Annotated in this window: 26 protein-coding genes and 4 pseudogenes; 14 read left to right on the forward strand and 16 right to left on the reverse strand. The window is 60.2% G+C overall.

Going from position 1 to position 26,709, the window contains the following annotated elements:
• Window positions 1–66: 66 nt before the first annotated feature.
• The 4 genes and pseudogenes from ACFQT0_RS17325 to ACFQT0_RS17340 all read left to right on the forward strand — a co-directional run bounded on the left by ACFQT0_RS17325 (window position 67) and on the right by ACFQT0_RS17340 (window position 3,615).
• Window positions 67–1,462, forward strand: a pseudogene (locus tag ACFQT0_RS17325) (bifunctional UDP-3-O-[3-hydroxymyristoyl] N-acetylglucosamine deacetylase/3-hydroxyacyl-ACP dehydratase).
• An 87-nt stretch (window positions 1,463–1,549) separates the two neighbouring features.
• A pseudogene (gene lpxA / locus ACFQT0_RS17330) lies at window positions 1,550–2,367 on the forward strand (acyl-ACP--UDP-N-acetylglucosamine O-acyltransferase).
• 47 nt (window positions 2,368–2,414) lie between these two features.
• A complete protein-coding gene (locus tag ACFQT0_RS17335) occupies window positions 2,415–3,047 on the forward strand; it encodes an ABC transporter ATP-binding protein (protein ID WP_380204451.1) in 633 nt (210 codons plus the stop codon).
• Window positions 3,048–3,249: 202 nt separating this feature from the next.
• Window positions 3,250–3,615, forward strand: a complete 366-nt coding sequence (locus ACFQT0_RS17340; RefSeq protein WP_380204452.1) for a hypothetical protein — start codon at window positions 3,250–3,252, stop codon at window positions 3,613–3,615.
• 82 nt (window positions 3,616–3,697) lie between these two features.
• Here the strand turns inward: ACFQT0_RS17340 and ACFQT0_RS17345 are convergent, their stop codons facing one another.
• Window positions 3,698–4,567, reverse strand: a complete 870-nt coding sequence (locus ACFQT0_RS17345) for a DUF4197 domain-containing protein (RefSeq protein WP_380204453.1) — start codon at window positions 4,565–4,567, stop codon at window positions 3,698–3,700.
• Window positions 4,568–4,787: 220 nt separating this feature from the next.
• Between ACFQT0_RS17345 and ACFQT0_RS17350 the strand changes: the two genes are divergently transcribed.
• Together ACFQT0_RS17350 and ACFQT0_RS17355 are read left to right on the forward strand one after the other, a co-directional pair.
• Window positions 4,788–5,075, forward strand: coding sequence for a molybdopterin-binding protein (locus ACFQT0_RS17350; protein ID WP_380204454.1), 288 nt, complete (start codon window positions 4,788–4,790; stop codon window positions 5,073–5,075).
• Window positions 5,011–5,982: a nicotinamide-nucleotide amidohydrolase family protein gene (locus ACFQT0_RS17355; protein ID WP_380206062.1), complete on the forward strand. Its 972-nt coding sequence runs from the start codon at window positions 5,011–5,013 to the stop codon at window positions 5,980–5,982. The genes ACFQT0_RS17350 and ACFQT0_RS17355 overlap by 65 nt, the downstream gene beginning before the upstream one ends.
• Before the next feature lie 262 nt (window positions 5,983–6,244).
• On the opposite strand, the gene ACFQT0_RS17360 is transcribed toward ACFQT0_RS17355, so the two are convergent.
• The 8 genes and pseudogenes from ACFQT0_RS17360 to dnaG form a co-directional block, all read right to left on the reverse strand.
• Window positions 6,245–7,474 carry a bifunctional 3,4-dihydroxy-2-butanone-4-phosphate synthase/GTP cyclohydrolase II gene (locus tag ACFQT0_RS17360; RefSeq protein ID WP_380204455.1) on the reverse strand — a complete coding sequence of 410 codons (1,230 nt, stop codon included), beginning with the start codon at window positions 7,472–7,474 and terminating at the stop codon, window positions 6,245–6,247.
• 80 nt (window positions 7,475–7,554) lie between these two features.
• Window positions 7,555–8,322 (reverse strand): glycosyltransferase family 2 protein, encoded by a 768-nt coding sequence (locus ACFQT0_RS17365; protein WP_380206063.1) that lies wholly within the window; start codon window positions 8,320–8,322, stop codon window positions 7,555–7,557.
• Window positions 8,309–8,746 (reverse strand): annotated as a pseudogene (locus ACFQT0_RS17370) (glycosyltransferase); the annotation flags it as partial. The gene ACFQT0_RS17365 and the pseudogene ACFQT0_RS17370, both read right to left, overlap by 14 nt.
• Window positions 8,746–9,054, reverse strand: coding sequence for a glycosyltransferase (locus ACFQT0_RS17375; RefSeq protein ID WP_380204456.1), 309 nt, complete (start codon window positions 9,052–9,054; stop codon window positions 8,746–8,748). The pseudogene ACFQT0_RS17370 and the gene ACFQT0_RS17375, both read right to left, overlap by 1 nt.
• Window positions 9,054–9,476 (reverse strand): glycosyltransferase, encoded by a 423-nt coding sequence (locus ACFQT0_RS17380; protein ID WP_380204457.1) that lies wholly within the window; start codon window positions 9,474–9,476, stop codon window positions 9,054–9,056. Before ACFQT0_RS17380 ends, ACFQT0_RS17375 begins: the two co-directional genes overlap by 1 nt.
• A gap of 5 nt (window positions 9,477–9,481) precedes the next feature.
• Window positions 9,482–9,970 carry a hypothetical protein gene (locus ACFQT0_RS17385; RefSeq protein WP_380204458.1) on the reverse strand — a complete coding sequence of 163 codons (489 nt, stop codon included), beginning with the start codon at window positions 9,968–9,970 and terminating at the stop codon, window positions 9,482–9,484.
• A gap of 45 nt (window positions 9,971–10,015) precedes the next feature.
• Window positions 10,016–11,071 carry a potassium channel family protein gene (locus tag ACFQT0_RS17390; protein ID WP_380204459.1) on the reverse strand — a complete coding sequence of 352 codons (1,056 nt, stop codon included), beginning with the start codon at window positions 11,069–11,071 and terminating at the stop codon, window positions 10,016–10,018.
• A gap of 49 nt (window positions 11,072–11,120) precedes the next feature.
• Window positions 11,121–13,307, reverse strand: coding sequence for a DNA primase (gene dnaG, locus ACFQT0_RS17395; protein ID WP_380204460.1), 2,187 nt, complete (start codon window positions 13,305–13,307; stop codon window positions 11,121–11,123).
• A 247-nt stretch (window positions 13,308–13,554) separates the two neighbouring features.
• Here dnaG and leuS point away from each other — a divergent pair.
• The 5 genes and pseudogenes from leuS to ACFQT0_RS17420 all read left to right on the forward strand — a co-directional run bounded on the left by leuS (window position 13,555) and on the right by ACFQT0_RS17420 (window position 19,233).
• A pseudogene (gene leuS / locus ACFQT0_RS17400) lies at window positions 13,555–16,339 on the forward strand (leucine--tRNA ligase).
• A gap of 290 nt (window positions 16,340–16,629) precedes the next feature.
• The gene (locus ACFQT0_RS17405; RefSeq protein WP_380204461.1) at window positions 16,630–16,974 is read left to right on the forward strand and encodes a hypothetical protein; all 345 of its coding nucleotides are present in this window, start codon (window positions 16,630–16,632) and stop codon (window positions 16,972–16,974) included.
• Window positions 16,956–17,168: a M14 family zinc carboxypeptidase gene (locus tag ACFQT0_RS17410; protein WP_380204462.1), complete on the forward strand. Its 213-nt coding sequence runs from the start codon at window positions 16,956–16,958 to the stop codon at window positions 17,166–17,168. The genes ACFQT0_RS17405 and ACFQT0_RS17410 overlap by 19 nt, the downstream gene beginning before the upstream one ends.
• Window positions 17,165–17,302 (forward strand): hypothetical protein, encoded by a 138-nt coding sequence (locus tag ACFQT0_RS17415; protein WP_380204463.1) that lies wholly within the window; start codon window positions 17,165–17,167, stop codon window positions 17,300–17,302. The genes ACFQT0_RS17410 and ACFQT0_RS17415 overlap by 4 nt, the downstream gene beginning before the upstream one ends.
• Window positions 17,303–17,349: 47 nt before the next feature.
• The gene (locus ACFQT0_RS17420; protein WP_380204464.1) at window positions 17,350–19,233 is read left to right on the forward strand and encodes a M14 family metallopeptidase; all 1,884 of its coding nucleotides are present in this window, start codon (window positions 17,350–17,352) and stop codon (window positions 19,231–19,233) included.
• 207 nt (window positions 19,234–19,440) lie between these two features.
• Here ACFQT0_RS17420 and ACFQT0_RS17425 read toward each other — a convergent pair whose 3' ends face one another.
• The gene (locus ACFQT0_RS17425; RefSeq protein WP_380204465.1) at window positions 19,441–19,791 is read right to left on the reverse strand and encodes an MmcQ/YjbR family DNA-binding protein; all 351 of its coding nucleotides are present in this window, start codon (window positions 19,789–19,791) and stop codon (window positions 19,441–19,443) included.
• An 11-nt stretch (window positions 19,792–19,802) separates the two neighbouring features.
• The gene (locus ACFQT0_RS17430; RefSeq protein ID WP_380204466.1) at window positions 19,803–19,976 is read right to left on the reverse strand and encodes a DUF6728 family protein; all 174 of its coding nucleotides are present in this window, start codon (window positions 19,974–19,976) and stop codon (window positions 19,803–19,805) included.
• Window positions 19,977–20,232: 256 nt separating this feature from the next.
• Between ACFQT0_RS17430 and ACFQT0_RS17435 the strand changes: the two genes are divergently transcribed.
• A complete protein-coding gene (locus ACFQT0_RS17435) occupies window positions 20,233–20,574 on the forward strand; it encodes a hypothetical protein (protein ID WP_380204467.1) in 342 nt (113 codons plus the stop codon).
• A 23-nt stretch (window positions 20,575–20,597) separates the two neighbouring features.
• Here the strand turns inward: ACFQT0_RS17435 and ACFQT0_RS17440 are convergent, their stop codons facing one another.
• Together ACFQT0_RS17440 and ispG are read right to left on the reverse strand one after the other, a co-directional pair.
• Window positions 20,598–21,269, reverse strand: a complete 672-nt coding sequence (locus ACFQT0_RS17440; protein ID WP_380204468.1) for a hypothetical protein — start codon at window positions 21,267–21,269, stop codon at window positions 20,598–20,600.
• Between the two features lie 19 nt (window positions 21,270–21,288).
• On the reverse strand, window positions 21,289–23,274 hold the full coding sequence (ispG, locus tag ACFQT0_RS17445; protein WP_380204469.1) for a (E)-4-hydroxy-3-methylbut-2-enyl-diphosphate synthase: 1,986 nt from the start codon (window positions 23,272–23,274) through the stop codon (window positions 21,289–21,291).
• 176 nt (window positions 23,275–23,450) lie between these two features.
• Between ispG and ACFQT0_RS17450 the strand changes: the two genes are divergently transcribed.
• Together ACFQT0_RS17450 and ACFQT0_RS17455 are read left to right on the forward strand one after the other, a co-directional pair.
• Complete coding sequence (locus tag ACFQT0_RS17450; protein ID WP_380204470.1) at window positions 23,451–23,936, forward strand: TlpA disulfide reductase family protein; 486 nt, start codon at window positions 23,451–23,453, stop codon at window positions 23,934–23,936.
• Window positions 23,937–23,967: 31 nt separating this feature from the next.
• On the forward strand, window positions 23,968–24,576 hold the full coding sequence (locus tag ACFQT0_RS17455) for a thioredoxin family protein (RefSeq protein ID WP_380204471.1): 609 nt from the start codon (window positions 23,968–23,970) through the stop codon (window positions 24,574–24,576).
• Window positions 24,577–24,628: 52 nt separating this feature from the next.
• On the opposite strand, the gene ACFQT0_RS17460 is transcribed toward ACFQT0_RS17455, so the two are convergent.
• From ACFQT0_RS17460 to ACFQT0_RS17470, 3 genes are all read right to left on the reverse strand, one after another.
• Window positions 24,629–25,603: an NAD(P)H-quinone oxidoreductase gene (locus tag ACFQT0_RS17460; protein ID WP_380204472.1), complete on the reverse strand. Its 975-nt coding sequence runs from the start codon at window positions 25,601–25,603 to the stop codon at window positions 24,629–24,631.
• A gap of 128 nt (window positions 25,604–25,731) precedes the next feature.
• A complete protein-coding gene (locus tag ACFQT0_RS17465; protein WP_380204473.1) occupies window positions 25,732–26,076 on the reverse strand; it encodes a PAS domain-containing protein in 345 nt (114 codons plus the stop codon).
• Window positions 26,077–26,105: 29 nt separating this feature from the next.
• A complete protein-coding gene (locus tag ACFQT0_RS17470; protein ID WP_380204474.1) occupies window positions 26,106–26,678 on the reverse strand; it encodes a hypothetical protein in 573 nt (190 codons plus the stop codon).
• Window positions 26,679–26,709 lie beyond the last annotated feature (31 nt).

Genomic DNA, 26,709 nt, shown 5'->3' on the forward strand with positions numbered 1-26,709 from the left:
TAGAATTGTCGTTTTGCTAAGCCAGCAATAAGAAGCAAGAAACGAGCAACCAGAAACTTACTCAGAATGAACGACAAGCAACACACCATCAAGGCGCCCGTCACGGTGCGCGGCATCGGACTGCACACCGGCGTAGAAGCCACCATGACGTTTTGCCCCGCCCCGGTGGGCCACGGCTACAAGTTCCAGCGCGTGGATTTGCCCGGCCAGCCCGTGGTGGACGCCGACGTGGACAACGTGGTAGACCTGAGCCGCGGCACCACCATCGAGCAGAACGGCGCCCGCATCAACACCGTGGAGCACACCCTGGCGGCTTTGGTGGGCATGCAGGCTCGACAATGTGCTGATTCAGCTGTCGGGCCCCGAGCCGCCCATTATGGACGGGTCGTCGGCCGAGTTCATCAAGGCCCTGCAAACCGTTGGGCTGGAAGAGCAAAACGCCCTGCGCAACTATTACGAAATCCCTGAGAGCATTCGCTACGTCGACAATGCCCGCGGCGTAGAGATTGCCGCCCTGCCCCTCACGGACTATCGCCTCACGGTGATGGTGGACTACAATTCGCCGGTATTGGGTTCGCAGCACGCCACGCTGGCCGACATTGCCCAGTTCGGCGATGAAATTGCTTCCTCGCGCACCTTCTGCTTTTTGCACGAGCTGGAAATGCTCTACAAAAACAATCTCATTCGCGGCGGCGACCTAAGCAACGCCATCGTGGTGGTAGACCGCGTGGTGACCGACGACGAGCTGAACGACCTGGCCAAAATGCTGGGCAAGCCCCGTGTATCGGTGAAGAAGGAAGGCATCCTCAATAACGTGGACCTGCGCCACAAAAACGAGCCTGCCCGCCACAAGCTGCTTGACCTCGTGGGCGACCTCGCCCTGGTGGGCCGCCCGCTGAAAGGCCAGATTCTGGCCGCCCGTCCCGGCCACGCGGCCAACGTGGCGTTTGCCAAGAAGATTAAGAAGAAGATGCTGGAGTCGCGCAGCAACCCGGTGCCGGTGTACGACATGAACCGCGAGCCGGTGATGGACATCAACCGCATCATGCAGGTGCTGCCCCACCGCTACCCCTTCCTGCTGATTGACAAAATCATTCACCTTGACGACCAGATGGTGACGTCCGTGAAGAACGTGACCATGAACGAGCCATTCTTTCAGGGCCACTTCCCCGGCAACCCCATCATGCCCGGCGTGCTGCAGGTAGAGGCCATGGCCCAGACCGGCGGCATCCTGGTGATGAACACCGTGCCGGACCCCGAAAACTACTGGCAATATTTCCTGGGCATCGAAAACTGCCGCTTCCGCAAAAAAGTATTGCCCGGCGACACTATCTTATTCCATTGCCAGTTGTTAGCTCCCATCAAGCGCGGCATCGCCAAAATGCGCGGCCAGGCCTTCGTGAATGGCAAAGTGGTGATGGACGCTGAAATGAGCGCCGCCATTGTCCGCAAAGACGCCTAGAATTGAATTAATAATGAAGAATGAAGAATGAAGAATTAGCCGGCGCTTGTTGCCAACAAATTCCTCATTCTTCATTCCTCATTCTTCATTAAAGTAAAGAATGATTTCCCCCTCGCCCACATTCACCCCTCCGCTCGTCTCGCGCCGGGCGTAACCGTTGAACCGTTTACGACCATTGCGGCGGACGTCGAAATTGGGGAGGGCAGCTGGATTGGGCCAAACGTGACCATCATGAACGGCGCTCGCATCGGGCAGCACTGCCAGGTGTTTCCCGGCGCCGTGATTGCCGCCGTGCCTCAGGACCTCAAGTTTGCCGGCGAGCAAACCACGGCCGTCATTGGCGACCACACCGTGCTGCGCGAGTGCGTGACGGTGAACCGCGGCACCATCGACCGCGGCGAAACCCGCGTGGGCAGCCACTGCCTGCTGATGGCCTACGTGCACGTGGCGCACGACTGCATCATCGGCAACCACTGCATCCTGGCCAATACCGTGCAGGTGGCGGGCCACGTCGAAATTGGGGACTACGCCATTATTGGCGGCTCGTCGGCGGTGCACCAGTTTGTTAAGATTGGGCCCCACGCCATGGTGTCGGGCGGCTCGCTGGTTCGCAAGGACGTGCCGCCGTTTGTGAAAGCCGGCCGCGAGCCCTCTCCTACGCCGGCGCCAACTCGGTGGGCCTGCGCCGCCGCGGCTTCACCGAAGAATCCATTAACCTGGTGCAGCAGCTCTATCGGACGCTGTTTTTGGGCGGCTTAAACAACCAGGATGCCCTGGCTCAAATTGAGCGGGAACTGCCGGCTTCGCCCGAGCGCGAGATTGCCGTCAGCTTTGTGCGCTCGGCCACGCGCGGCATCATCAAAGGCCCCAAGCGGGGCCGCACCGACGGGGCCGAAGCGGAATAAGCTGCTCCTGTCTGGCTCAACGCTCATCGTTATTTGCGCACCGTTCCTTGTTAATTGAAGCCACCGGCCTGGGCAAGCGCTTTCAGCGCGACTGGATTTACCGGGGCCTCACGCGCACTTTTCGGCCCGGTAGCGCCACGGCGGTGCTCGGTCCCAACGGCGCGGGCAAAAGCACCCTGCTCAATACCATTTCGGGCCAGCTCCTGCCTACTGAAGGCACGCTAACCTACGCCCTCTCCGGCCGGGCCTTAGCAGTAGAAGACCTGCCCCAGCACCTGGCGTACGCGGCGCCTTACCTGGAGCTGCTGGAAGAACTCACGCTGCTGGAGCTGCTGCACTTCCACACCCAGTTCAAGGCCTTGCGGCCGGGAATCACACTCGACAAATTAATTGGGCTGATGTACCTCGACAAGGCCCGGCACCGCCTGGTGCGGGAGTTTTCATCGGGCATGAAACAGCGCCTCAAGCTGGCGTTGGCGCTGTATGCACAGGCCCCGTTGCTGCTACTCGATGAGCCCACCACCAACCTCGACGCCACCGGGGTGGCGTGGTACCAAGAACACGTGCAGGCCACCCGCGCCGGGCGCACCCTGCTGCTGAGCTCCAATGTGCCGGCCGAATACGCCTTCTGCGATGAGGAGCTGCTGGTAACGGACTTTCAGCTGGTGCGAGAAAAGTAACGGGTTGGGCTGCCTGCTGCAAGTGCCTAACATGTTGGCGAAAGCGCGGTTTACCCACCAGCCTCAAAGGCCATTTGCACGGCTTGAGCCGGATTGTGAAGACTTCTAACGAGCGGTGTTTTTAGCCAAAAAAGAGTCTGCCCCGTATCTTTGCGGCCGCCACAGGCATTATTTTCCACTATAACTAACTCCCGCCCCGGCCATGATTGACCACGAAGACCTGGACGACGACCTGCTCGACGACGAAGACAACCTGGACTCCTACGCTGCAAAAGGTGGCGCTGCTGCCCTCGGCTCGTTGGAAGACCGCCTTTCGGCCAAATATGCCGACTACCTGATGTGGACCGACACGGGCTCCTCGCACGATGAAGCCCTGGACCTGGCCAACATGACGGAAGAAGAGTTTGTGGAGGCGGAGCGGGCCGAAAACGCCGACCGCGGAGCCTTCACCAGCCTCGACGACGATGAAGACGAATTCGCCGATGACGACGACGACGATGCTGACGAAGGCTACGCCGCCGGCCGAGGCAGCCGTCGCGGCAGCAACTTCGACAGCGACGATTACTAAGCCCGAATATTAAAACTACAGCAAAAAGCCCCACCAGGATATCCTGGTGGGGCTTTTTGCTGTAAAAGACTACGACGCGTTACTAGCGGCCAAACACCTGCTTGAGGATGTCGGTGGTGCGGGCGGCTGGGTTCTTGCGAATTTTGCTTTCCTCGTTGGCCAGCAGGATAAACAGGCCATCCACTGCTTTCTGCGTGGTGTAGGCCGTGAGGTCGGTTTGCACGGGCGTCATGAGCGGAATGCGGTTGTACTGGCTGGTCATCTTGGCGTAGGCCTTGCCGGCACCTACCTGGTCGATGGCCGCGCTGATGTCGGGCCGGAACGCCGTGATAAGCTGGGCTTCGGTGTTCTTCCGCAGGAACTGGGTAGCGGCATCAGTTGAGCCACTGGTGACCAGCGAAATGGCATCGGTGATGCTGATGTTGGCCAGGGCGTTGAGGAAAATGTCCTTGGCTTTGGGCGCAGCGGCTTCGGCTGCGCGGTTGAGCTGGGTCTCGAAGGTGCTGATAAGCGTGTTCATGCCCGGAAACTTGCTCAACGTCGTTTTCATCAAAATGGCATCCTCCGGAAACGGGATGTGGATGTCGTCATTCATGTTGAAGCCGTCGGGCTCGGAAGCAAACTGCACGGCCTTTACGATGCCCTTGTTGAGGGCATCTTTGATGCCGGCGCTGGCCAGCGACTCGGTGAGCGGCACGGGGGCCGGCTTGGGCGCCACGGGCGTAGCTGCTGCAGCTTTAGCCGCGGCGGCGTTTGCAGCGGCGGTTTTGGCGGCAGCCGCTTTGGCCGCAGCAGCTTTTGTGGCGGCGGCTTTTTTGGCTGCGGCGGTTTTCGCGGCGGCCGCCTTGGTAGCAGCAGCTTTTTTGGCGGCGGTGGTTTGGGCGTGGGCAGCGGGGGCAGAAGTGGCCAGGAGGCCGGCTACCAACAAGGCACTGGCAATGCGAGTAAACATAGAGTAAACTGATGCGGCGGGAAAACCGGATGGCCCCTATGGCTGTCCTTGGACCGCCGCGTATGCAAATTGAAGACAATTTTGCGGCCAAACCTATTTCTTACCTCCTCGCTATGCCCACCACTGCCCAGTTTCAACCCGCTGCCGACTCCAATTCTCAGCAGGCCGCGCCCCGATGTCGAAATCATGACCATTGGCGACGAGCCTGCTCTACGGGCAGGTGGTAGACACCAATTCGGCCTTTATGGGCCAGGAGCTGGCCAAAATCGGCCTGCGGGTGCGGCAGATTTCCTCAGTATCGGACCGGGCCGATGAAATAGTGGCGGCGTTAAACCAGGCCCGGCAACGGGCGCAGGTGGTGCTCATCACCGGCGGCCTAGGGCCCACCAAAGACGACCTCACCAAGCACGTGCTGGCCCGCTACTTCGGCACCGAGCCTGGTGATGCACGAGCCCACGCTGCACCACGTGGAGGAAATTTTCAAGCGCTTCCAGCGGCCCATGCTTGACGTGAACCGCCAGCAGGCCATGGTGCCGGCCAACTGCGAGGTGCTGCACAACGCCGTGGGAACGGCCCCCGGCATGTGGTTCAGCGACCAGGGCACCGTGTTTGTGAGCATGCCCGGGGTGCCTTTCGAAATGAAGCGCCTGATGACCGACCACGTATTACCCCGCCTGCGAACCCAGTTTCACCTCGCTCCCATCGAGCACGTGGTGGTGATGACGGCCGGCATCGGCGAGTCCTTCCTGGCCGAAAAAATCGCCGACTGGGAAGATGCCCTGCCCGCCAATATCAAGCTGGCCTACCTGCCCAGCTTCGGCGCGGTGCGCCTGCGCCTCACCGGCACCGCCGATGGCCAGCCCGACTTGCGCGGCCGCATGCTGGCCCTGCTCCCCGCCCTGCGCGAGCGCATCGGCGAATACATTTTTGCCGAGGAAGAAACAACGCTGGAAGCTGCCATTGGGAAGCTACTGCTGGCTCAAGGCCTCACGGTGGGCACCGCCGAGAGCTGCACCGGCGGCCTCGTGGCGCATAGGCTCACGAGTGTGCCTGGCAGCTCAGAATATTTCCGGGGCAGCGTAGTGGCCTATCACAACGACATCAAACAGGAAGAACTCGGCGTGAAAGCCGAAACCCTGGCTCAATTCGGTGCCGTGAGCGAAGCCACCGTGCGCGAAATGGCCGAGGGTGCCCGCCGCCGCCTGGGCGTGGATGTGGCCGTGGCTACCAGCGGCATTGCCGGCCCCGGCGGCGCCACCGCCACCAAGAAAGTGGGCACCGTGTGCCTGGCATATGCCGATGCCACCCAAACCATCAGCCGGGAATACGTGCTGGACCGGGGTCGTGCCCTCAACGTGGAATATGCCGCGCAGTCGCTGCTAACGATGCTGCGACAGCAACTGGCCGCCATGTAGCTTCTTAACAAAAAAGAAGAACGTCATGCCGAGCGCAGCGAAGCATCTTTGCCACGAGAAAACCCAATCGTCTGTCATGCTGAGCGCAGCGAAGCATCCTATCACGACCGAACGACTCAGGCGTGAAAAGATGCTTCGCTGCGCTCAGCACGACAGACGATTGGGTTTACTCTCGTGGCAAAGTTGCTTCGGCAGGCTCGGCATGACGTTCTTGGGTGTGCCAGTGCCTGACATTCTATTATCGGTGCAGGGAAATAGCTAATTACGCCGCTTCGGGCGCATCGCTGGGCACTTTCTGCATGATATCGTGGCCCATCTTGTCGCGCTTGGTGGTGAGGTAAGCCTCGTTGTGGGGGTTGGAGTCGATTTCAATCGGGAGCGTGTCCACGATTTTCAGGCCGTAGCCGATGAGGCCAGTACGCTTGCGGGGGTTGTTGGTGAGCAGGCGCATCTCGGTGATTCCGAGGTCGCGCAGAATCTGGGCGCCCACGCCGTAGTCTCGCTCGTCGCCTTTGAAGCCCAGCTCCTCGTTGGCCTGCACGGTGTCGCGGCCCTGCTCCTGCAGCTTGTAGGCCTTGAGCTTGTTGATGAGGCCAATGCCGCGGCCTTCCTGGTTCATGTACACCACCACGCCGCGGCCCTCGCGCTCTATCTGGCGCATGGCCTGGTGCAGCTGCGGGCCGCAGTCGCAGCGGCAGGAGCCGAAAATATCGCCGGTCACGCACGAGCTGTGCACCCGCACCAGCACCGGCTCGGGCCCGCTGATATCGCCTTTAACCAGAGCCAAATGCTGCACGCCATTGGTACGCTGCGTGAAGGCATACAGGTCGAAGTCGCCCCATTCGGTGGGCATTTTCACCGAAATATCCCGATGAATCAGGCTTTCTTTGGCCAGGCGGTATTTGATGAGGTCCTGCACCGAAATCAGCTTCAGGTCCCACTTTTTAGCTACGATTTCCAAATCGGGGAGCCGGGCCATTTCGCCGTCCTCTTTAAGAATTTCGACCAGCACGCCGGCCGGTTCAAAGCCTGCCAGGGTGGCCAAATCGACGGCCGCCTCGGTATGGCCGGCGCGGCGCAGTACGCCTTCCTTGCGGGCCTTGAGCGGAAAAATGTGCCCCGGCTTGCCCAATTCCTCGGGCTTGGTAGCGGGGTCAATCAGGGCCATGATGGTCTTGCTGCGGTCGGAGGCCGAGATGCCGGTGGTCACGCCGTTTTTGAGCAAATCGACCGATACCGTGAAGGGCGTGGCGTGCAGGGCCGTGTTGTGGCCCACCATCAGGTCGAGGCCCAACTCTTCGCAGCGCTGCTCGGGAAGCGAGGCGCACACCAGGCCGCGGCCGTGGGTGGCCATAAAATTGATGATTTCGGGCGTGGCGCACTGAGCGGCGCAGATAAAGTCGCCCTCGTTTTCACGGTCCTCGTCGTCGACGACGATTACGACCTTGCCAGCGCGGATATCGGCAATGGCGGATTCGATGGTATCAAGCATGGATAGGGTATTTCGGGCCATAACAACGAGGGCCGCCGCAAAGTTAGCCCTGCCAGCCGTGGCGTTCTCGCCAAACGCGGCTAGCCTTGCTGGAAGCGCTGAGTAGGCCGCCAGATGGTGGTTTTGATGCCGCGCAAATACCGCCAGTAGCCCACCAGCAGCGCCGCGTTCATGCTATAGAAATGGGTGATAAAGCGCAGCAGCCGCGAATTGCGCCCGGCCCGGCGCAGGGCCCCGTCCAGCAGCATGAGCAGCGGCAGGGCGAGCTGGCCCAGCAGCGCCAGCTGGAAAAACCACCCGGCACCCGTGGCCACCAGGCCCGCCGTGGCCGCCAGCAGTACCAGCAGCAGCACCGGCGTGTACCAGCGCAGCACCTTGTGCGACCACAGCGCAAACGCCACCCCACGCCACCTGGGCCACAGCAGCGCCCGAAACTCTTTCAGGTTCTGGAAATTTCCGGCCGAAATGCGGGCCTTGCGCCGGAATTCCTCGGGCAGGCGGTCCGACACGTCTTCGTAGCACATAGCGTCGAGCTCGTTGATGGCCTGGTAGCCGTCGCGCAGCACGGCCAGCGTGATGTAGAAGTCATCGACCAGAAACGCGGCCGGGGCCGGGTGGTAGCAGGCCCGGCGCACCGCAAAGCACCCACCAAAGGCGCCCATCATGCTGCCCCAGACCACGCCCTCCTGGTATTTGATAAGGTTTTCGCGCTCCAGGTAGGCCTTTTCCTGGCCGGAAATGCCTTCGGCGCGGTGCTCGGGGTTGATGATGTGCCCGCCCACCAGGCCGATGCCCGGCTGCTGAAAATGCTTCACCAAGTGGTACAGCGTGTCGGGCGCAAAAGACATTGGCGTCGGTGAGCACCAGAACGGGGGCCGTGGCCTGTTGGGCCAGGTTTTCGATAACTGTGGGCTTGCCCGTGCGCTCGGCGTAGGCCTCAAATTGCAGCTGGGGGTATTCGGCAGCGAGGGCCATGAGAAGCGCGTTGGTGCCATCCGACGAATTGTCGGAGCCCACTAACAGCCGTACCCGGTCGAGCGGATAAGTGGTGGCAAACGTGGAGCGGACTTTCTCGGCAATCACCGCCTCCTCGTTGTGGGCCGCCAGCAAAATATCCACGGCCGGTAGGCTCGCCGCATCGGTCTGGTACACGTGCTGGTTTTGCTGCCGGCCCCGCGCGAGCCGGCTCAGCAGCAGCGGAAACAGCACGTAGGTATGGGCCACCAGGAATAAACAGCCCCAGAAAATAAGTACGAGCAGCGCCGTCAGCATCAGGACTGCGCCGGCTGCAGCCGCGTGTACAGGTCCACAAAACGGTCGATGACGCGGCGGTTGTCGTACTGGTCGGCCGCGGCGCGGGCAGCGGCGGCACCTATCTGGGCGGTGGGCACTTCGCCGCGGGCCCAGGCCCGCAGGGCCTCGAGCCACTCGGCGGCCGAATCTCGCAGCAGAATGTCGTGGCCGTCGCGCACGGCAATGCCTTCGGCCCCGAGCGCCGTGCTCAGCACCGCTTTGCCCATGGCCATGCCCTCGATGATTTTGATGCGCATGCCGCCGCCGCTCAGCAGCGGCACCAGCATCACTCGTATTTCTGCATGAAGTCCGGGGCCGATTCCACGAAGCCGTGCACCACGACGTTGTCGGTGCGCGGGGCCAGCAGGCTGGCGGGCGTGCCGCTGCCGGCCAGGTGCAGCTCCACGTCGGGCACTTCGGCGTGAAAGGTGGGCCACACTTCGCGCAGCAGCCACTCCACGCCTTCCAGGTTGGGCAGCCAGTTCAGCGAGCCAATCATGAAGAGCGTGCGCGGCCTGGGCTGCAGGCTGGGGTTGGGCTGAAAGCGCGCCAGCTCCACGCCAGCCGGGATAAACACCACCGGCTCGGGGCAGCCCAGGGTACGCAGCCGTCGGGCGTCGTCGTCGGTAATGGCCGCTACGGCGTCGAACTGCGGCAGGTGGCGGCGCTCAAATTTCTCCAGACGCTGGGCCATGGTGCGCAGCAGCAACCGCTTCAGGGTTGGCCTCGCGGCCGGCCAGCATCTTCCAGATGGTGTATTCCAGGTTGTGGGCCCGCAGCACCAGGGGCGGCACGTTGAGCCTGGGCGCTGTGCTGCCGGCTCAAAAACTCGCCGTACCAGGCCACGAAAGTGCCTTCCATCTGCACCACGTCCACGGTTTCGGTGCGCAGCAATTCGAGCAGCTTCTCTCCCATCGCGGGGCTGATGAACCGCTCGGCGATGTAGGGCTGGCGGCTGAAAAGCAGGTTTTTGAGGGCCCGAACCGGCGTAATGTCCGTGTCGACGTCCACTATCACAAGCCGGAAATTGGGCCCCAGGTGGTCGAGTGCATCGGCGGGCTGGCGGTGCTTGGGCGTATTAATGGCCAGCATCGTGACGCGGTGGCCCGCCTGAATAAGGCCCGCGGCCACGTCGTGCATGGCAATGGCGCCGCCAGTAGTCAGCGGAAACGGAACGCGGGGACAGAGCTGCAGGATGTGCATGGGTCCGGCAAAGGTAGGAACGCGACTGTAGGCCGGTTTCGGGGTTTAGAGCTGGCGGTATTTCACCTCGAAGCTTTCAATTTGCGCCTCGCTGCCCAGCACCAGCAGCACATCACCTGCTTTGGGCACGTAGTCTGCCGGCGGGCTCACCAGCAGGGCGCCTTCCTGCTGGCGGAGCCCAATAATGGTGGCGCCGGTGCGCGAGCGGATGTCCAGGTCGCGAATGCTTTGCCCGTGAAAGTCGTGCCGCATTTGCGCGAAAGCCAGCTCTTCCAGCCGCAGCTTGTCGGCACTCAACCCCGAAATCAGGTCCAGGAAACGAATTACTTCGGGGCGCACCACGAGCTTGGCCATGTGCGAGCCGCCGATTTCGTCGGGCATGACCACCGAGTTGGCCCCGGCCGAGAGCAGCTTGCTTTCCGAGGTTTTGTAGGAGGCTCGGGCAATAATCTTGAGGTGGGGGTTGAGGGCGCGGGCCGACAGGGCCACGAATACATTGTCGGCGTCTTTGGGCAGGGCCGTGATGAGGGCCGACGCGCGCTGTACCCCGGCCTGCATGAGTACCCGGTCGGAGGTAGCGTCGCCGAACACGGCAAATATTTTTTCGCCAGCCAGGTCAGTGCCCTCATAATCTTCGTCGTCACGGCCTTCGGCGAAGCTTTTCATCAGCTCCTGGTCCATTTCGACGGCCACTACGCGGGCGCCGTTGGCGCGGAGCTCCTGGTAGGCCCGGCGGCCATTGCGGCCAAAGCCGCACACAATTACGTGCCCGCTGAAGTGCTTGATTTCCTGGTCGGTTCGGAACATATTGAATAGTTTTCGCAGCTCGCCATCAAAGATAAACGAGGACAGGACCGACACGAGGTAGGCCACCACGACGAGGTTGTAGAGGATGTAGAACGAAACGAAAATGCGCCCCGCCGTGGACAGCGGATGGACTTCGCCATAGCCCACCGTCGAGACGGTGGTGACAGTCATGTAAAACGCGTCGACCAGATTGAAGTTCTCGATGCCCGTAAAGCCCAGCATGCCAATAATCAAGCTCGATACCGTGAGCACGATGGCCAGCACTATTCGATTGATGTTGGCTTGCTTTAGCATTTATCAGGAACCTGTTCGGGAAGCCCATCGAAGCAATGGTTCGGTAAAGCTAGGCCCCCAAGCCAAACATGCAGCTATTTACCTCACCAGGGAATTTTTCAGCTGCCGAAGCGGGCGACACCCGGCTCAGGAGCCGCGCGGAATCACGGTGCCCAGCATGCCGGCCAGCCTGGTTGTCGAGCTGCTTGAGGCTTTTGATTTTGCCCAGGGTTTCGAACAGCGCCACGTCGTCGAGCGGATGGCGGAGCAGCTCCATGGCGCGGTCGAGCTCGCGCTGCACGTGCACCTTGTTGAGCCGCAGAACGGCGTTGTCGCAGGCCAGCTTGGGCATTTCCACTTCGTTGAAAACGTAGATTTCCTTGGTGCGCCAGTTGGGGCTGATTTCGTAGCGCTCGGTGGCCAGGTCGGTGATGAGGCTGCGGATGTCGGCGCGCTCGTTCTGGGCCAGCAGGCGGGCATCGGGGAAGCGGCCGGCCAGCAGCTCCTGCCGGCAGATTTCCCACATTTCGGCGTAGAGCGGCGTTTTGAACGGGGCTTCGTCGAACTGGCCCAACAGGTAGCCTGCCACGCTGATTTCGGCTTCGACCTCGCGCGGCGCATAAAGCACCAGCAGGCGCAGCACCTCCCGCTCGCACACCTGGAGCATGTCGGGCAGGTCGTCGTCTTTCTCGGCCTCGGGCTTGGTGGGCTGGTAGCTCACCCCTGCTCCTACTATTTCGACGGTGGCTTCGTGGCCGCCGTACATCAGCATCTCGGCCTCTTCCTCGTCGCTCATCGGACGGGCTGCCGGAGCCGGCCGGCTCTGAGTTGAGCTGGAATTGGAAGGAAAGCCGGTGTTGGCACTGCCCGCGCCATTGCCGTAGTTTCCGGCGTTGCCGCTGCCGTAGCTGCCACTGGGCTTGGCCGCCGGGGCCTTCACCAGCTTGTTGTATTCGGTGATGAGCACCTGCTCGTCGATGCCGAACGTGCCCGAGGTCTGCTGCAGAAACACCTGGCGCTTGATGGCGTCGGGCACTTTGGCGATGCTGTGGAGCACGTCGCGGATGGCTTCGGCCTTCTTCACCGGGTCGTTGCTGGCCTCGCGGGCCACCAGCGTGGTTTTGAAGGTGATGAAGTCCTGGCTGCTTTTCTCGATGTACTCGGCAAAGCGCTGGTCGCCCACTTTGCGGATGTAGCTGTCGGGGTCGTCGCCGTCGGGGAAGAGCACCACGCGCACGTTCAGGCCGCCTTCGAGCAGCAGGTCGGTGCCGCGCAGCGAGGCCTTGATGCCAGCCGCGTCGCCGTCGTAGAGCACCGTCACGTTGTCGGAATACCGCTTGATGAGGCGGATTTGGCCTTCGGTGAGCGAGGTACCCGACGAGGCCACCACGTTCTTAATGCCGCCCTGGTAGAGGCTGAGCACGTCGAGGTAGCCTTCCACGAGGTAGCACACTTCTTCGGTCCGGATGGCCTGGCGGGCCTGAAACAGGCCATACAGCACATCCGACTTGTGGTAAATATCCGACTCGGGCGAGTTGAGGTACTTCGCCATCTTGTCGTCGCGCTTCAGGGTGCGCGCCCCGAAGCCCACCACCCGGCCGCTGATGTTGTGAATCGGGAACATCACGCGGCCCCGGAACCGGTCGTAGCGGCGGCCGGTGTCCTGGCCCTGGTCGTCGGTTTTGGTGACGGTGAGGCCGGTTTTCTCAAGGTATTTTTTGTCGTAGCCGGCCTTCTCGGCGGCCTTCATCAAATCGTCCCAGCTGTCGAGCGAGTAGCCCAACTCAAAGGTTTGAATGGTGCTCAGGTTCAGGCCGCGCTCCTTGAGGTAGCCGTAGCCGATGCTCATGCCCTCCTCGGAGTTGAGCAGCAGGCGGTGGTAGTGGCTCTTGGCAAAGTCGGAAACGATGAACTGCGAGTCCCGCTCGTTCTGCTCCAGCTGCTGCTGGGGCGTTTTTTCCTCTTCCTCAACCTCGATGCCGTACTTCTTGGCCAGGTACTTCAGGGCCTCCACGTAGCTGGTGCCCTCCACGTCCATCACAAACTGCACCACGCCGCCGGCCTTGCCGCAGCCAAAGCACTTGTACAACGACTTGGCCGGGTTTACCGAAAACGACGGGGATTTTTCGTTGTGAAACGGGCACGGCGCCCACAGATTCTGCCCCTTGCGCTTGAGTTGCACGAAGTCGCCGACTACTTCTACGATGTCGGCAGTTTGAATAATGTGGTCAACTAGTTCTTTGGGGATGCGGGCCATGGGCGGCTATTCAGAGGCAAAAGGGTGCTCACGCAGCACGAAGTAGCTCACCCAGCGGAACCTCACCCCCTGACCCCCTCTCCAAAAAGAGGGGGCACCGGAAATGCTTCCTTTGGAATTGTGGGGCTCCCCTCTCTTTTGGAGAGGGGCCGGGGTGAGGTTCCTTCGGCGATGCGATAGGTAACCCAACAAAGTTCGCCCTACTTTCTCTACGTCCTACCTTTGCCGGGAATAAACTCCGCGCAAGATGCCCGCATACCGTCCCGAAGAAATTGAAAAGAAGTGGCAGGCCCATTGGAAGGCTCACAGCACTTTCAAGGCCGCCAACCACTCCGAAAAGCCTAAGTACTATGTGCTCGACATGTTTCCCTACCCTTCCGGGGCGGGTTTGCACGTAGGCCATCCGCTGGGCTACATCGCCTCCGACATCGTGACGCGCTACAAGCGCTTGCAGGGCTTCAACGTGCTGCACCCCATGGGTTTCGACTCCTTCGGCCTGCCTGCCGAGCAGTACGCCATCCAGACTGGCCAGCATCCCGAAAAAACCACCCGCGAGAACATTACCCGCTACATCGAGCAGCTCAGCAGCCTGGGCTTCAGCTACGACTGGGACCGCGAAATCCGCACCTCCGACGCCAGCTACTACAAATGGACGCAGTGGATTTTTCTCAAGCTGTTCAATGCCTGGTACAACCTCGATACCAATAAGGCCGAGCCGCTCACCGAGCTCACTGCCCGCTTTGCCGAGCGCGGCAGTGAAGGCATCAACGCTGCCGGCGATGCCGACGAGCGCCAGGTGTTCAGCGCCGGCCAGTGGCAGCTCTTTACTGAGCAGCAGAAACTGGCTGCCGTGCACCCCTACCGTCTCGCCTACCAGCAGGACACCTACGTGAACTGGTGCCCCGGCCTGGGCACGGTGCTCTCGAACGATGAAGTGAAGGACGGCCTTTCCGAGCGCGGCGGCTTCCCCGTCGAGCGCCGCCTCATGCCCCAGTGGAACCTGCGCATCACCGCCTACGCCGACCGCCTCCTGCAAGGCCTCGACACTATCGACTGGCCCGATGCGGTGAAAGAAATGCAGCGCAACTGGATTGGCAAGAGCATCGGCGCCGAAGTCACCTTCCCGGTACAAAGCCACGAAAACGCCCAAATCAAGGTTTACACCACGCGCGTGGACACCATTTACGGCGCCACCTTCTTGGTGCTGGCCCCCGAGCACGAGTTGGTAGACGAACTGACCACGCCAGCCCAACGCGCCGCCGTGGATGAGTACATCGCCGCCACCAAGCGCCGCTCGGAACGCGACCGCATGGCCGACACCAAAACCGTATCCGGCGTCTTCACCGGCGCTTACGGCCTGAACCCGGTGAACAACGAGCCCGTGCAAATCTGGCTGGCCGACTACGTCCTAGCCGGCTACGGCACCGGCGCCGTAATGGCGGTGCCCAGCGGCGACCAGCGCGACTACGTGTTTGCCAAGCACTTCGGGCTGCCCATCCCGGCCATCTCCGATGCTCAGCAGGGCCTCGACGAGCAAGCCGACCCCACCAAGGAAGGCCGCTACATCAACTCCGGCATCATTAACGGCCTCACCTATAAAGAAGCCACCCAGAAGCTAATTGCCTACCTCGAAGAAAAAGGCCTGGGCCGCGGCAAAGTCAATTTCCGTCTGCGCGACGCCATTTTTGGCCGCCAGCGCTACTGGGGCGAGCCCATCCCGATATACTACAAGGACGGCACCGCCTACGGCATCGCCGAAGCCGACTTGCCCTTGGTGTTGCCAGAAATCGACGAGTACAAGCCCACCGAAACCGGCGAGCCGCCGCTGGGCCGCGCTCAAAACTGGCTCTACCGGGGTCAGTACCCCTATGAATTGAGCACCATGCCCGGTTGGGCTGGCTCGTCGTGGTACTACCTCCGCTACATGGACCCTACCAACGAAGCCCGCTTCGTATCGGAGGAAGCTGAGCAGTACTGGGGCACCGTGGACCTTTACATGGGCGGTGCCGAGCACGCCACCGGCCACTTGCTCTACGCCCGCTTCTGGTACCTGTTCTTAAAAGACATGGGCCTTGTGAGCGGCAACGAGCCCTTCCAGAAGCTGATAAACCAGGGCATGATTCTGGGCCGCTCAAACTTCGTATACCGCATCAACGGCACTAATAAGTTTGTGACGCTGGGCAAAAAAGACCAGTATGAAACCACGGCGCTTCATGCCGACGTGAACATCGTGGAGAACGATGTACTTGACATCGAAGCGTTCAAGAAGTGGCGCGACGAGTACGGAAACGCCGAATTTATCCTCGAAGACAACGGCACCTACGTGTGCGGCGTGGAAATCGAGAAGATGTCTAAGTCGAAGTACAACGTGGTAAGCCCGGATGTGCTCATCGGCCGATACGGTGCCGACGCTCTGCGCCTCTACGAAATGTTCCTCGGCCCGCTGGAGCAATACAAGCCCTGGAACACCAACGGCATCAGCGGTGTGGGCACGTTCCTGAAGAAGTTCTGGCGCCTCTTCCACCCGGAGGACGGTGCGCTGGCCGTGACCGACGAGCCGGCTACGCCCGCCGAGCCTGAAGGCTCTGCACCGGGCCATTCAGAAGATTCAGGAAGACATCGAGAAGTTCAGCTTTAACACCTCGGTGAGCATGTTCATGATTACCGTGAACGAGCTGACGGCCCTTAACTCGCACAAGCGCTCCATTCTGGAGCCGCTCGTTGTGCTGCTCTCCCCGTATGCGCCGCACCTAGCCGAAGAGCTGTGGCAGGAATTGGGCTACGAGGCCGGCAGCATCAGCAGCGCCAGCTACCCCGAGTTCCGCGAGGAATACCTGGTGGAAGACACCGTGACGTATCCGATTGCCATCAACGGCAAGGTGCGGGAGCAGCTGCAGTTTCCCGCGACCGCCACGGCGGCCGAGATTGAAACTGGTGTGCTGTCCACGGATTTCCTGGCCCGTTTCGGCGAAGGCAAATCAGCCAAGAAGGTGATTGTGGTGCCCGGCCGCATGGTCAACGTGGTGGTGTAAGCAACAGCGCTTGACAAGTATGAAAAAGCCCGTTGCCTCGCGCAACGGGCTTTTTTGCTTTTAACAATTGAGCACAATTGAGCTGTTTCCAAATCGCCTGTCATGCTGAGCTTGCGAATCATCTTATGAGGTCAGAGGCTAATCGTTCAGCCATGATAAGATGCTTCGCAAGCTCAGCATGACAGATGGATTAAAGCCGCCAACAAAAACGCTGGCACAACTCGTCCTTAATGCATCTTTGTGACGGGCAATTATTGGCTTTTTGCTCTGAAATATCTTCATACTTTTTAATGACTCACCTTCCCTTACTCTCCAAACGGCCTCCGCTGGCTCGTGCCTTCCGCAGCTGGGGCGTCGCGTTGCTGTCGCTGCTGGCCCTACCAAGCGAGGCGCAAACGGCTACTGCAGCCGGCCCCCTGCTCACCCCCGACCAGTTCCTGGGCTACAAGCTGGGCACCCAGTTCACGCCCCACGCCGAGATTCTGCGCTACGTAGACCACGTGGTGGCCCACACGCCCGGCCGGATGAAGCTGGTGCCCTACGGCAAAACCTACGAAAACCGCCCCTGGAGGTGGTGCAGATTGCCAGCGCCGATAACTTCGGCCGCCTCGAAGACGTGCGCCACAACAACCTGAAGCTGGCGGGCCTGGAAAGCGGCACCGGGCAGCGCCAGCAGCCCGCCGTGTGCTGGTTGAGCTACAACGTACACGGCAACGAAGCCGTGTCGTCGGAAGCGGTGATGCAGGTGCTCTACGACCTGGCCAACCCCCAGGACCAGCAAATGCAGGACTGGCTCAAGAACACCGTCGTCATCGTGGACCCTGCGTGAATCCCGACGGCCGCGACCGCTACGGCAACTGGTACAACCGCGTGCGCAACCAGTCGGCCAACGCCAACCCCGATTCCTGGGAACACCACGAGCCTGGCCCGGCGGCCGCTTCAACCACTACTACTTCGACCTGAACCGCGACTGGGCCTGGCAAACCCAGCAGGAAACCAAGCAGCGCATCGTGCTCTACAACCAATGGTTGCCGGCCGTGCATGCCGACTTTCACGAAATGGGGCCGAATAATACCTACTACTTCTCGCCCGCGGCCAAGCCCTTCCACGCCGACATTACGCCCTGGCAGCGCAAGTTCCAGAACATTCTGGGCGACTACAACAAGGTGGCCTTCGACAAAAACAACTGGCTGTACTTCACCCGCGAAACCTACGACCTGTTTGCGCCCACCTACGGCGACACCTGGCCCAGCTTCAACGGCGCCATTGGCATGACGTATGAGCAGGGCGGCGGCGGCCCCGCCGGCGTGGCCTACGCCCGCACCGACGGCGATACCCTCACCCTGGGCCAGCGCATTGCCCACCACCACGCCGCCAGCCGCGCCACCATTCAGGCCACAGCCGAGCGCCACGACGACCTGCTGCGCGAGTTCCAGTCTTACTTCGCCACCGCCAAAGCCAAGCCCCAGGGCGAATACAAAACCTACGTGCTGTCGGCCGGCAACGACCCGGGCCAGCTCCAGGCCCTCACCCAGTACCTCGAACGCAACCAAATCGAGTACGGCTTTGCCGACAAGCGCAGCAAAACCAAAGGCTACAACTACACCTCCGGCAAAACCGGCAGCGTGCAAGTTGAGCCACGCGACGTGGTGGTGAGCATGTACCAGCCCAAGTCCACGCTCGTGAAGGTGCTGTTTGAGCCCCGCGCCCGGCTCGAAGACTCGCTCACCTATGACATCACCTCGTGGGCGCTGCCCTATGCTTTTGGCGTAAAAGCCTACGCCCTGCCCGGCCGTCTCAAGGCCTCCGCCGCGGCACCTGCCCCGGCCCTGGTGCGCGGCAGCGCCGCCGCACCTGCCGACCGCCCTTACGCTTACCTGGCCCGCTGGAACAACCTGCAGGACATGCGCTTCCTGAGCCGCCTGCTTCAGCAAAAAGTGAAGGTGCGCTACGCCGAGAAAGAGTTTGAGTCGGAAGGCCAGAAATACGCGCCGGGCACGCTCGTTATCACGCGCACCGGCAACGAGGCCATGGGCGCCCGCTTCGACCAGTTGGTGCGAGCCCAGGCCGACTCGGCCGGCACGGTCGTTACGGCCGTGAAATCAGGTTTCTCCACTTCGGGCCGCGACCTGGGCTCGGGCACCGTGCACTTCGTGCAGCAGCCCAACGTGGCTGTACTGGCCGGTCCGGGCGTCGATGGCACCGCCTTCGGAGAAGTGTGGCACTTCTTTGAGCAGCAGCTTGGCTACCCGCTCACGGTATTGGGCACCGACTACGTCAACCGCGTGTCGCTCCAGAAATACGACGTGCTGATTCTGCCCAACGGCAGCTACACCGATGTGTACAACGACCGCAACCTCGAAAGCCTGAAAGCCTGGGTGCGCGACGGCGGCAAGCTCATCGCCATGGAAGGCGCCAGCAAGTTTCTTTCCAACAAGAAGGATTTCCTGCTCAAGACCAAAGCCGTTGACTCCGTCGCCATCAAAAAAGACGAAAAAGCCAACCCCTACAAACTCCTACGCCGCTACGGCGACTCGGAGCGCGAAGAGGCCGAAGAAGTGGTGCAGGGCAGCGTGTATCGCGTGCGGCTCGACAACACCCACCCGCTAGCCTTCGGCTACGGCGACACCTATTTTGCCCTCGTACGCACGCCGCTCAACTACCGCTTCCTGGGCAAAGGCGGCTGGAACGTGGGCGTCATCAAGAAAGACAGCTATTCGTCCGGTTTCATTGGCGCTAAGGCCCGCAAGGAGCTCACCGACACCTTCGTGGTGGGCACCCAGGAAATGGGGCGCGGCGAGGTCGTTTACTTAGGCGACAACCCTTTGTTCCGTGCGTTCTGGCAGGGCGGCAAGATGCTCTTCGGAAACGCCATTTTCATGGTAGGCCAATAATCCAGCTCAATAAAATGGAAAAGCCCCGCTGGATTACCGGCGGGGCTTTTTTGTGCTGAAAACCTATTCAAAAACAAACAGAACGTCATGCTGAGCGCAGCCGAAGCATCTCGCGTGCAGCAGTAATTCAATCGTTCAACGAAGCGGGCGAGATGCTTCGGCTGCGCTCAGCATGACGCCCTTTTTGCAGGGAGGGCAGTTCGCATTTTACTGTTCCAGCAGCTGCCTTGTGGCTTTGGGAAGCGAGGCCTTCACCAACTCATACGAATGGTCAATTAGCTCGCGTAGCTGGCGCTCGGGAATGCCGGTGCCAATAAGCACCGTGTTCCAGTGCACCTTGCTCATGTGGTAGCCGGGCAGCACGTAATCGTGGGCTTCGCGCAGCTCAACGGCCCGCTCGGGGTCGCATTTGAGGTTGACGCTGCCAAAGGTGTCAATGTCGGTTAGGGCAAACATTTTGCCGCCGACTTTGAGCACGAGGGTTTCGGGGCCAAACGGGGTGCCGTCCGTCACGCCGGGCTTGGCCAGGCAGTAGTCGCGAAACTCCTCAATATTCATTGGCCTATTTACTAGAGGACGTACCGAAACAACATCACCACCAAACACACCAGAAACATCGCCAAGCTGAGCTTATTGATGAAGTGCATGGTCTTCAGGTTGAAGTTAGACTTGCGGCTGGGGTCGTTCCGGCGGAAGTAATAACCGAGGACGGGGCCGAAATTGAAAAGGTTTTTACCGTTCATGTCAGGGCAGGTTTGGGTTCAGAAAGGTAACACTTGGTACCGGAGAATGATTTGGTAATAGGTGGATATTTACCTCGAACTTGCGGCTGCAACGCAGCTCAATTTGTCGTGTCGTTGCCCAACTTAACGCTGCTACTCACTTGAAACACTTCTTCGCCTTCCTCTGCCTGGCCGCCTCCACCAGCCCGGCCCTCGCCCAAAAAGCCCTTCGGAATCCGACGCCGTCAAGCAAACCATCGCCGCGTTTTTCACCGGCATGCGCCAGGGCGACAGCACCGCCGTGCGCCGCACGCTGGCCCCCGGGGCCGTTTTCCACACCATTGCCACCCGCGCCGGCACCACCCAGGTTCAGCCCGAAAACCCGCTGGACTTTCTCAAAGCCGTAGGCTCGCCCCATCCCAAAGTCTGGGACGAGCGAATCACCTTCGACAAAATCTTAATCGACGCCAACCTCGCCAGCGTCTGGACGCCCTACGAGTTCTACCTCGGCGGCACCTTCAGCCACTGCGGCTACAACTCGTTTCAATTAGTGAAGCTGACCGATGGCTGGAAAATCGCGCACATCATCGACACACGGCGCAAGGAGAAATGTAAGTAAAATGTATTTGCAAAAACACAGGTCTAAAGCTTCCTGAGCTGATAGCTAGTGCCTGATTTTACTGGCTTTACTTTACGGAGATACCTTTCATTAAACTTACCTGGAAACATTTCAGAAAGGAGTTTTCTGTAGGCTTCGAATTTGTCATCCAAGTTCTCGAATGGCAGCCAAATAACCGGGTCAATGGCGGAATTTCGGCCTAGCCAGACCATTATACTTGAAGGGTTGGTTTGGTTTGGCAATTTATTTCCTAACCCATCTGTCAGGGAAAAATAAGTTATACCTATTAATTGAAATAAGGGCATTTCAAATAAAGGAATAGGCTGCTGGTCAATGATGAATGCTAAGTAGGGCGCATAGTTAACTGGCTCGAACTCCCACTCTATTTCCCTCTGGGGCAAAGCGCTACCATCAGGATACGAATAGGCAACAGGTGATTCAGAACCAGGCCCAAACAAAGCTCTTGCTCTGGCTATTTTTTGTAGCCCAACTTCATAGTTCCTGGCTCCCTTCGCTGGTATGTATGCAACAAGCTTATAGAAGCCAACTTCAGAAACGTCAGCAACGGACTTCAGGAAATCCTTAACCTTTTCTAAAGAGCGTTCAATTGTTTTTTCACCAATTGCTTGCGAGGCAATATCCTTTGGTAAAGAGTACAAAACGCATGGTTTATAGGAATATTGACCGGAGCCCATCTTATGTCTACTAGGAAGGTTACGCTCCTACCGGTTCTTCCACTACCTCCTTCTCAATCCAGCGGCCATCCTCGCGCATCAGCTCAATAAGCTCGTCCACGGCCGCTTCTTCGGGTACGGATTTCTTGATGACGTCCTGGCCGCGGTAGAGCGATATTTTGCCCTTGCCCACGCCCACGTAGCCGTAGTCAGCGTCGGCCATTTCGCCCGGGCCGTTCACGATGCAGCCCATGATGCCGATTTTCACCCCCTTGAGGTGGTCGGTGCGCTTGCGAATCATGGCCGTGGTTTCCTGCAGGTCGAAGAGCGTGCGGCCGCAGGGGCAGCTGATGTATTCGGTTTTGCTCATGCGGGTGCGAGCCGCCTGCAGAATGCCAAAAGAAAGCTGATTGAGGCCATCCAGCGTGCTGAGCCATTCTTCCTTGCTGCGCTCGGGCAGCAGCTCGGTGCTCAGCACAATGCCATCGCCGAGGCCGTCGAGCAACAGGCCGCCGCCGTCGGTAGCGGCATAGAGCTGGGTTTCTTCGGGCGAAAGGGCCGGGTACTGGCGGTTGATTACCACGGGGCAGGTTACACCGGCATTTATCGGCTCGAAGAATGCGCGCCGGATTTCCGGCATGGCGTGCGCATTTTCGGAGTAGAGAATCACCACGGCGGTGCTGTCGGCACGCAGTTGGTCGAGCGCAGGCTCGGTGAGCGATTCCAAGTTGTGGAACACGAAGTTCAGCTCCGGGTGGCGCACGGCCGTCACGGCGTATTCGGCCTGCGTGAATATCGGGAAATGCTCGCCGCGCTGCCCGGCATCGCGCCAGGCGGAGTAGTCCACTATCTCTTTCAGGCCGTTGGGCAGCATAAACGGCGCGGGCCGCTGGCCGGTGTACACGTAGTCGGCGCCCAGGTCCGACATCTGGAATTTGTCGAGAAACGAAGAATACAGGTGCCCAGCCGCGCGCAAATCGGCATACTCCAGGTTGGGCAGGCGCGACAAGTCGGTGATGACGCGGGGCACGTTCTGGCCGCCCAGGTTGGCTACTTCGCGGGTGATGCGGCGGATGTACTGGAACGGATTGATGGGCTCCTCACCCACCAACGGCGCAATGTGTTGAGCCAACGCCGCGCGATTGGTGTAGCGGTCAATCAGCATTTTAGCCACGGGGGCTTCGGCTTCCGGCGCTTCGGTTAGGCTCACGCGCACGGTGTCGCCGAGGCCGTCTTCGAGCAAGGTCCCAATGCCCACAGCCGATTTGATGCGGCCATCTTCGGCCTCGCCGGCTTCGGTCACGCCCAGGTGCAGCGGGTAGGGCTGCAGGCCTTCTTCGTCCAGCTTTTGCACCAGCAGGCGGTAGGCCTGCACCATCACCTGCGTGTTGCTGGCTTTCATGCTCAGCACCACGTCGTAGTAGTTTTCTTCCTCGCAGAGGCGCAGGAATTCCAGCGCCGACTCCACCATGCCCAACGGCGTGTCGCCGTAGCGGCTCAGGATGCGGTCCGACAGCGAGCCGTGGTTGGTGCCGATGCGCATGGCGGTGCCATACTGCTTGCAGATTTTCACCAGTGGCCGAAACCGTTCGCGGATGCGCTCTACCTCGGCCGCGTAGGAAGCGTCGGTGTATTCTATTTCCTCAAATTTCTTTTTGTCGGCGTAGTTGCCGGGGTTCACGCGCACTTTCTCCACAATGCGGGCGGCCAGTTCGGCGGCATTGGGCGTGAAGTGGATGTCGGCGATGAGCGGCACATTGCAGCCGCGCTTGCGCAGCTCCTTCTTTATTTCAAGCAGGTTCTGGGCCTCCTTCATGCTGGGCGCCGTGATGCGCACGTACTCGCAGCCAGCCGCCACCATGCGTAGCGTCTGCTCCACCGAGCCGAGCGTATCCATCGTGTCCACGGTGGTCATGCTCTGCACCCGAATGGGATAATTGCCTCCCAGCGGCAGGTCGCCAATGTTGACCACGCGGGCCACGCGGCGTTTGTATTCGGTCAGGCTGGGGCAATACGTTTTATTCATAACCCAAAAACTATGGTCGACAGGCGAAAGTTGCGCCGTAGCACAAAGGTAAAGCGCGTGTCGGCGGCTCCTCTCCTATCACAAGCCGCAACTTCTGCTGAGCATGACTGTCTTTTCAAAACAAGGGTAGTCGGATAGCGCTTGAAACTGCGTCTGCCTTCCCCAACTTCAACACCATGCCCATCATAAAACCCGCTTTACTCGGCCTTGGCCTCCTGCTTTCGGCTCCCTGCTTCGCTCAGCAAGTAGAGGTCATCAAGTTTCCGGAGTTGCAAAAGCGCCTCGCCCGGCCCACCGACACTACTTATGTGGTCAATTTCTGGGCTACCTGGTGCGCGCCCTGCGTGAAAGAGCTGCCCAATTTCGAGCAGTTGCGCAGCGCGAATGCCAACAAAAAGGTGAAGGTGCTGCTCGTCAGCCTCGATTACGCCTCGCAGCTGGATAAGAAAGTAAAGCCTTTCGTGAAGCAGCGCGGGTTAAAATCCGAAGTGGTGCTGCTCAACGAACCCAACCCCAATACCTGGCTTGAGCAGGTTGACAAAAAATGGTCAGGTTCAATACCCTTCACCCTGATTGTCAACAACAAGACCAAGAAGCGCGCTACCTACGAGCAGGAGCTGTCCACAGCCCAACTCACGGCTGCACTTCGAAAATTTATGTAATCATTTTCCATCACAATCCCCCATTTTCACCATGAAAAAGGCACTTCCGCTGTTGACCCTCTGCTTCGCCTTGCTGCTGAGCAGCTTCGTGTTCCGTCCCTTCTCCGAGGGCTATAAGGTGGGCGATAAAGCCGCCGATTTCAATCTGAAAAACATCGACGGCAAAATGGTCTCCCTGGCCGACAACAAGGCTGCCAAAGGCTACATCGTAGTGTTCACCTGCAACACCTGCCCCTACGCCAAAGCCTATGAAAGCCGCATTATTGACCTGAATAAGAAGTACGCGCCGCTCGGCTACCCAGTGGTGGCCATCAACCCCAACGACCCTGCCGTGGCACCCGGCGACTCCTACGCCGCCATGCAAAGCAAGAAGTACGCCTTCCCCTACCTGCAGGACGAAAGCCAGCAAGTAGCTAAAACGTACGGCGCCACCCGCACGCCGCACCTCTACGTACTCAAGCGCCAAGGCACTGACTTCGTGGTCTCTTACATCGGCGCCATCGACGACAATTCCGAAGACCCCAAGCAGGTGAAAACGAAGTACGTGGAGAATGCCATGACCGAAATCCTGTCCGGCAAGCCGGCTTCCACCAGCTCCACCAAAGCCATCGGCTGCACCATTAAGTGGAAGCGGGCGTAAGCCGTCCGCTTAATTGAGCTGACGGCAAAAAGGACGTCATGCTGAGCAGCTTTTACTCATACACCTCCAGCACAATTTTGCCGATGTGCGCGCTGCTCTCCATGAGCCGATGCGCCGCCGCAGCTTCGGCCAACGGAAAGGTTTGGTAGATGACCGGCCGGAATTTGCCCGCGGCTACCAACGGCCATACGCGCTTTTCCACCTCTGCGGCCAGAGCCGCTTTAAACTCACCTGAGCGGGGGCGCAAGGTGCTGCCCGTAATGTGCAGGCGGCGGCGCATCACGTCCAGGGCGTTGAATTCGCCCACAGCGCCTTGCATAGCGTTGATGAAAACCAGGCGCCCGTCATCCTTCAGGAGTCGCAGGTTTTTGGCGATGTACTCGCCGCCAATCATGTCCAGTACCACATCTACCCCTTCGGCTTTCAGAACCTCGGCGAAGTCCTCTGTTTTGTAATTAATGGCCCAATCAGCGCCTAGTCTACGGCAGGCTTCGCATTTGGCGTCGTCGCCGGCCGTGATGGCTACTTTGCTGCCTAGTGCTTTGGCCAATTGAATGGCCGTAGTGCCAATGCCACTGCTGCCGCCGTGCACCAGGAGCGATTCGCCGGGCAGCAGCCCGCCCCGCTCAAACACGTTGTGCCATACGGTGAACACCGTTTCGGGCAGGGCGGCCGCTTCCACCATGCTCAGGCCCGCGGGCACAGGCAGGCAATGCCGCGCATCCACCACCGCGTATTCGGCGTAGCCGCCGGCGGGCAGCAGGGCGCACACCGCCGCACCTGGCTGCCAGCGCGTGACCGCGGCCCCGCACTGTTCCACCGTGCCGGCTATTTCCAGCCCGGGTACCAGGCCGGTGACGTCGCCGCTGCCGGCATACTTACCCTGGCGCATCAGCACATCGGGCCGGTTGACGCCCGCGGCGTGCACCCGAATCAGGACTTCGTGGCCGGCCGGCTCAGGCCGGGGCTGCTGGCGTTGGTGTAACACCTCGGGGCCACCGGCCTGCTCAATAATAATGGCATTCATAGAAAGGAAGGTAGTTGAGCTGGCAATGTGCAATTGCGGCTAAGCGGGCGAAGCACACTGCCAGCGGTACAAACGAAAAACGGCTCCGAAGAGCCGTCTTTACACAATATCCAAAAACGATTACCCAGTTACTTCGCGCCCAACTGCTGCTTAAGCGACTGCACTTCGTGCTCCAAATCCAAGGTGCGGAACATCACCTTCGCCTCCAAATCAGAATACGCGGCTTCCAATTGCTCGCGCATCTGGCGCTGCTCCTGAATGTCGGTGCACGTGCCAAACCAGGCGATAATCTGCCCGTCTTCGCCGCGACGCGGCAGCGCCTGGCCCAGAAACCACCGGTACGAGCCGTCCTTGGCCTTGAAGCGGTACTCGATGTTGTAATCGGCGCCGGTGGACAGCGAGTGGCCCCATACCTCGCGGGCCCTGGCGCGGTCGTCGGGGTGCAGCAGGTTGTTCCACATGTCCGGGCCCACGCTATCGGCGAGCCTGGTAGCCCGTAAAGTCAATCCAGCGTTGGTTGAAATAGGTATGAAACCCGGCCGGGTCGGTAATCCAGACCAATTGCGGAATCACGTCGATTAAAAACGTAAACTGTTCGGGCCCAACCGAACCACCCGCGGCTGACGTGGGCAACAACTGGATGGATGAGGGGAGTGAAGCAGGCGTAGTACTCACGAACAAACTCTAAATAAGGTTCGACAATAAAAGTTAGCTGCGGTCGAGCCTGCATTTCCATGCCCGAAGCAAAGTACAGGTTGAGCTGGCTGCGCAGCCCATCGGCCGAGCGGCGCAGGCGCGTCACCAGTGCCCGCGTGGCCTCCTCCGGCAGCTCAAAGCTGAGGTAGGGACGGTTCAGCATCTCATCGCGCGTCACGGCCCAGCGGCCGGTTTGGCTCAGGCCGGCCGCTTCGGACTGCGCTTCCAGCTGGCCGGGGGTAAGCACCAGCCGGGTGGCCTGGGCCAGGGGACTGCCCGGGTCGTTGCGGTTCAGCACGCGGTTGGCTACCTGCCACTCGCCGCCAAAAAAGTCATCGGGCAGATGTTGTAAATTTATATCCAGCAATAAATCAGACATACAAGGAAAAAGGCAACAGGCCCGGTTGCAA

This window comes from Hymenobacter humi (assembly GCF_042665855.1).
Classification (GTDB): Bacteria; Bacteroidota; Bacteroidia; order Cytophagales; family Hymenobacteraceae; genus Hymenobacter; species Hymenobacter humi.

Coding starts and splice junctions, on each gene's coding strand:
- ACFQT0_RS17340 (WP_380204452.1), top strand. CDS start 3,250: ATGATTGACCACGAAGACCTGGACGACGACCTGCTCGACGACGAAGAC.
- ACFQT0_RS17345 (WP_380204453.1), bottom strand. CDS start 4,567: ATGTTTACTCGCATTGCCAGTGCCTTGTTGGTAGCCGGCCTCCTGGCC.
- ACFQT0_RS17355 (WP_380206062.1), top strand. CDS start 5,011: ATGCACGAGCCCACGCTGCACCACGTGGAGGAAATTTTCAAGCGCTTC.
- ACFQT0_RS17360 (WP_380204455.1), bottom strand. CDS start 7,474: ATGCTTGATACCATCGAATCCGCCATTGCCGATATCCGCGCTGGCAAG.
- ACFQT0_RS17365 (WP_380206063.1), bottom strand. CDS start 8,322: ATGTCTTTTGCGCCCGACACGCTGTACCACTTGGTGAAGCATTTTCAG.
- ACFQT0_RS17375 (WP_380204456.1), bottom strand. CDS start 9,054: ATGCTGGTGCCGCTGCTGAGCGGCGGCGGCATGCGCATCAAAATCATC.
- ACFQT0_RS17385 (WP_380204458.1), bottom strand. CDS start 9,970: ATGCACATCCTGCAGCTCTGTCCCCGCGTTCCGTTTCCGCTGACTACT.
- ACFQT0_RS17390 (WP_380204459.1), bottom strand. CDS start 11,071: ATGCTAAAGCAAGCCAACATCAATCGAATAGTGCTGGCCATCGTGCTC.
- dnaG (WP_380204460.1), bottom strand. CDS start 13,307: ATGGCCCGCATCCCCAAAGAACTAGTTGACCACATTATTCAAACTGCC.
- ACFQT0_RS17405 (WP_380204461.1), top strand. CDS start 16,630: ATGACTCACCTTCCCTTACTCTCCAAACGGCCTCCGCTGGCTCGTGCC.
- ACFQT0_RS17425 (WP_380204465.1), bottom strand. CDS start 19,791: ATGAATATTGAGGAGTTTCGCGACTACTGCCTGGCCAAGCCCGGCGTG.
- ACFQT0_RS17430 (WP_380204466.1), bottom strand. CDS start 19,976: ATGAACGGTAAAAACCTTTTCAATTTCGGCCCCGTCCTCGGTTATTAC.
- ACFQT0_RS17435 (WP_380204467.1), top strand. CDS start 20,233: ATGCGCCAGGGCGACAGCACCGCCGTGCGCCGCACGCTGGCCCCCGGG.
- ACFQT0_RS17440 (WP_380204468.1), bottom strand. CDS start 21,269: ATGGGCTCCGGTCAATATTCCTATAAACCATGCGTTTTGTACTCTTTA.
- ispG (WP_380204469.1), bottom strand. CDS start 23,274: ATGAATAAAACGTATTGCCCCAGCCTGACCGAATACAAACGCCGCGTG.
- ACFQT0_RS17450 (WP_380204470.1), top strand. CDS start 23,451: ATGCCCATCATAAAACCCGCTTTACTCGGCCTTGGCCTCCTGCTTTCG.
- ACFQT0_RS17455 (WP_380204471.1), top strand. CDS start 23,968: ATGAAAAAGGCACTTCCGCTGTTGACCCTCTGCTTCGCCTTGCTGCTG.
- ACFQT0_RS17460 (WP_380204472.1), bottom strand. CDS start 25,603: ATGAATGCCATTATTATTGAGCAGGCCGGTGGCCCCGAGGTGTTACAC.
- ACFQT0_RS17470 (WP_380204474.1), bottom strand. CDS start 26,678: ATGTCTGATTTATTGCTGGATATAAATTTACAACATCTGCCCGATGAC.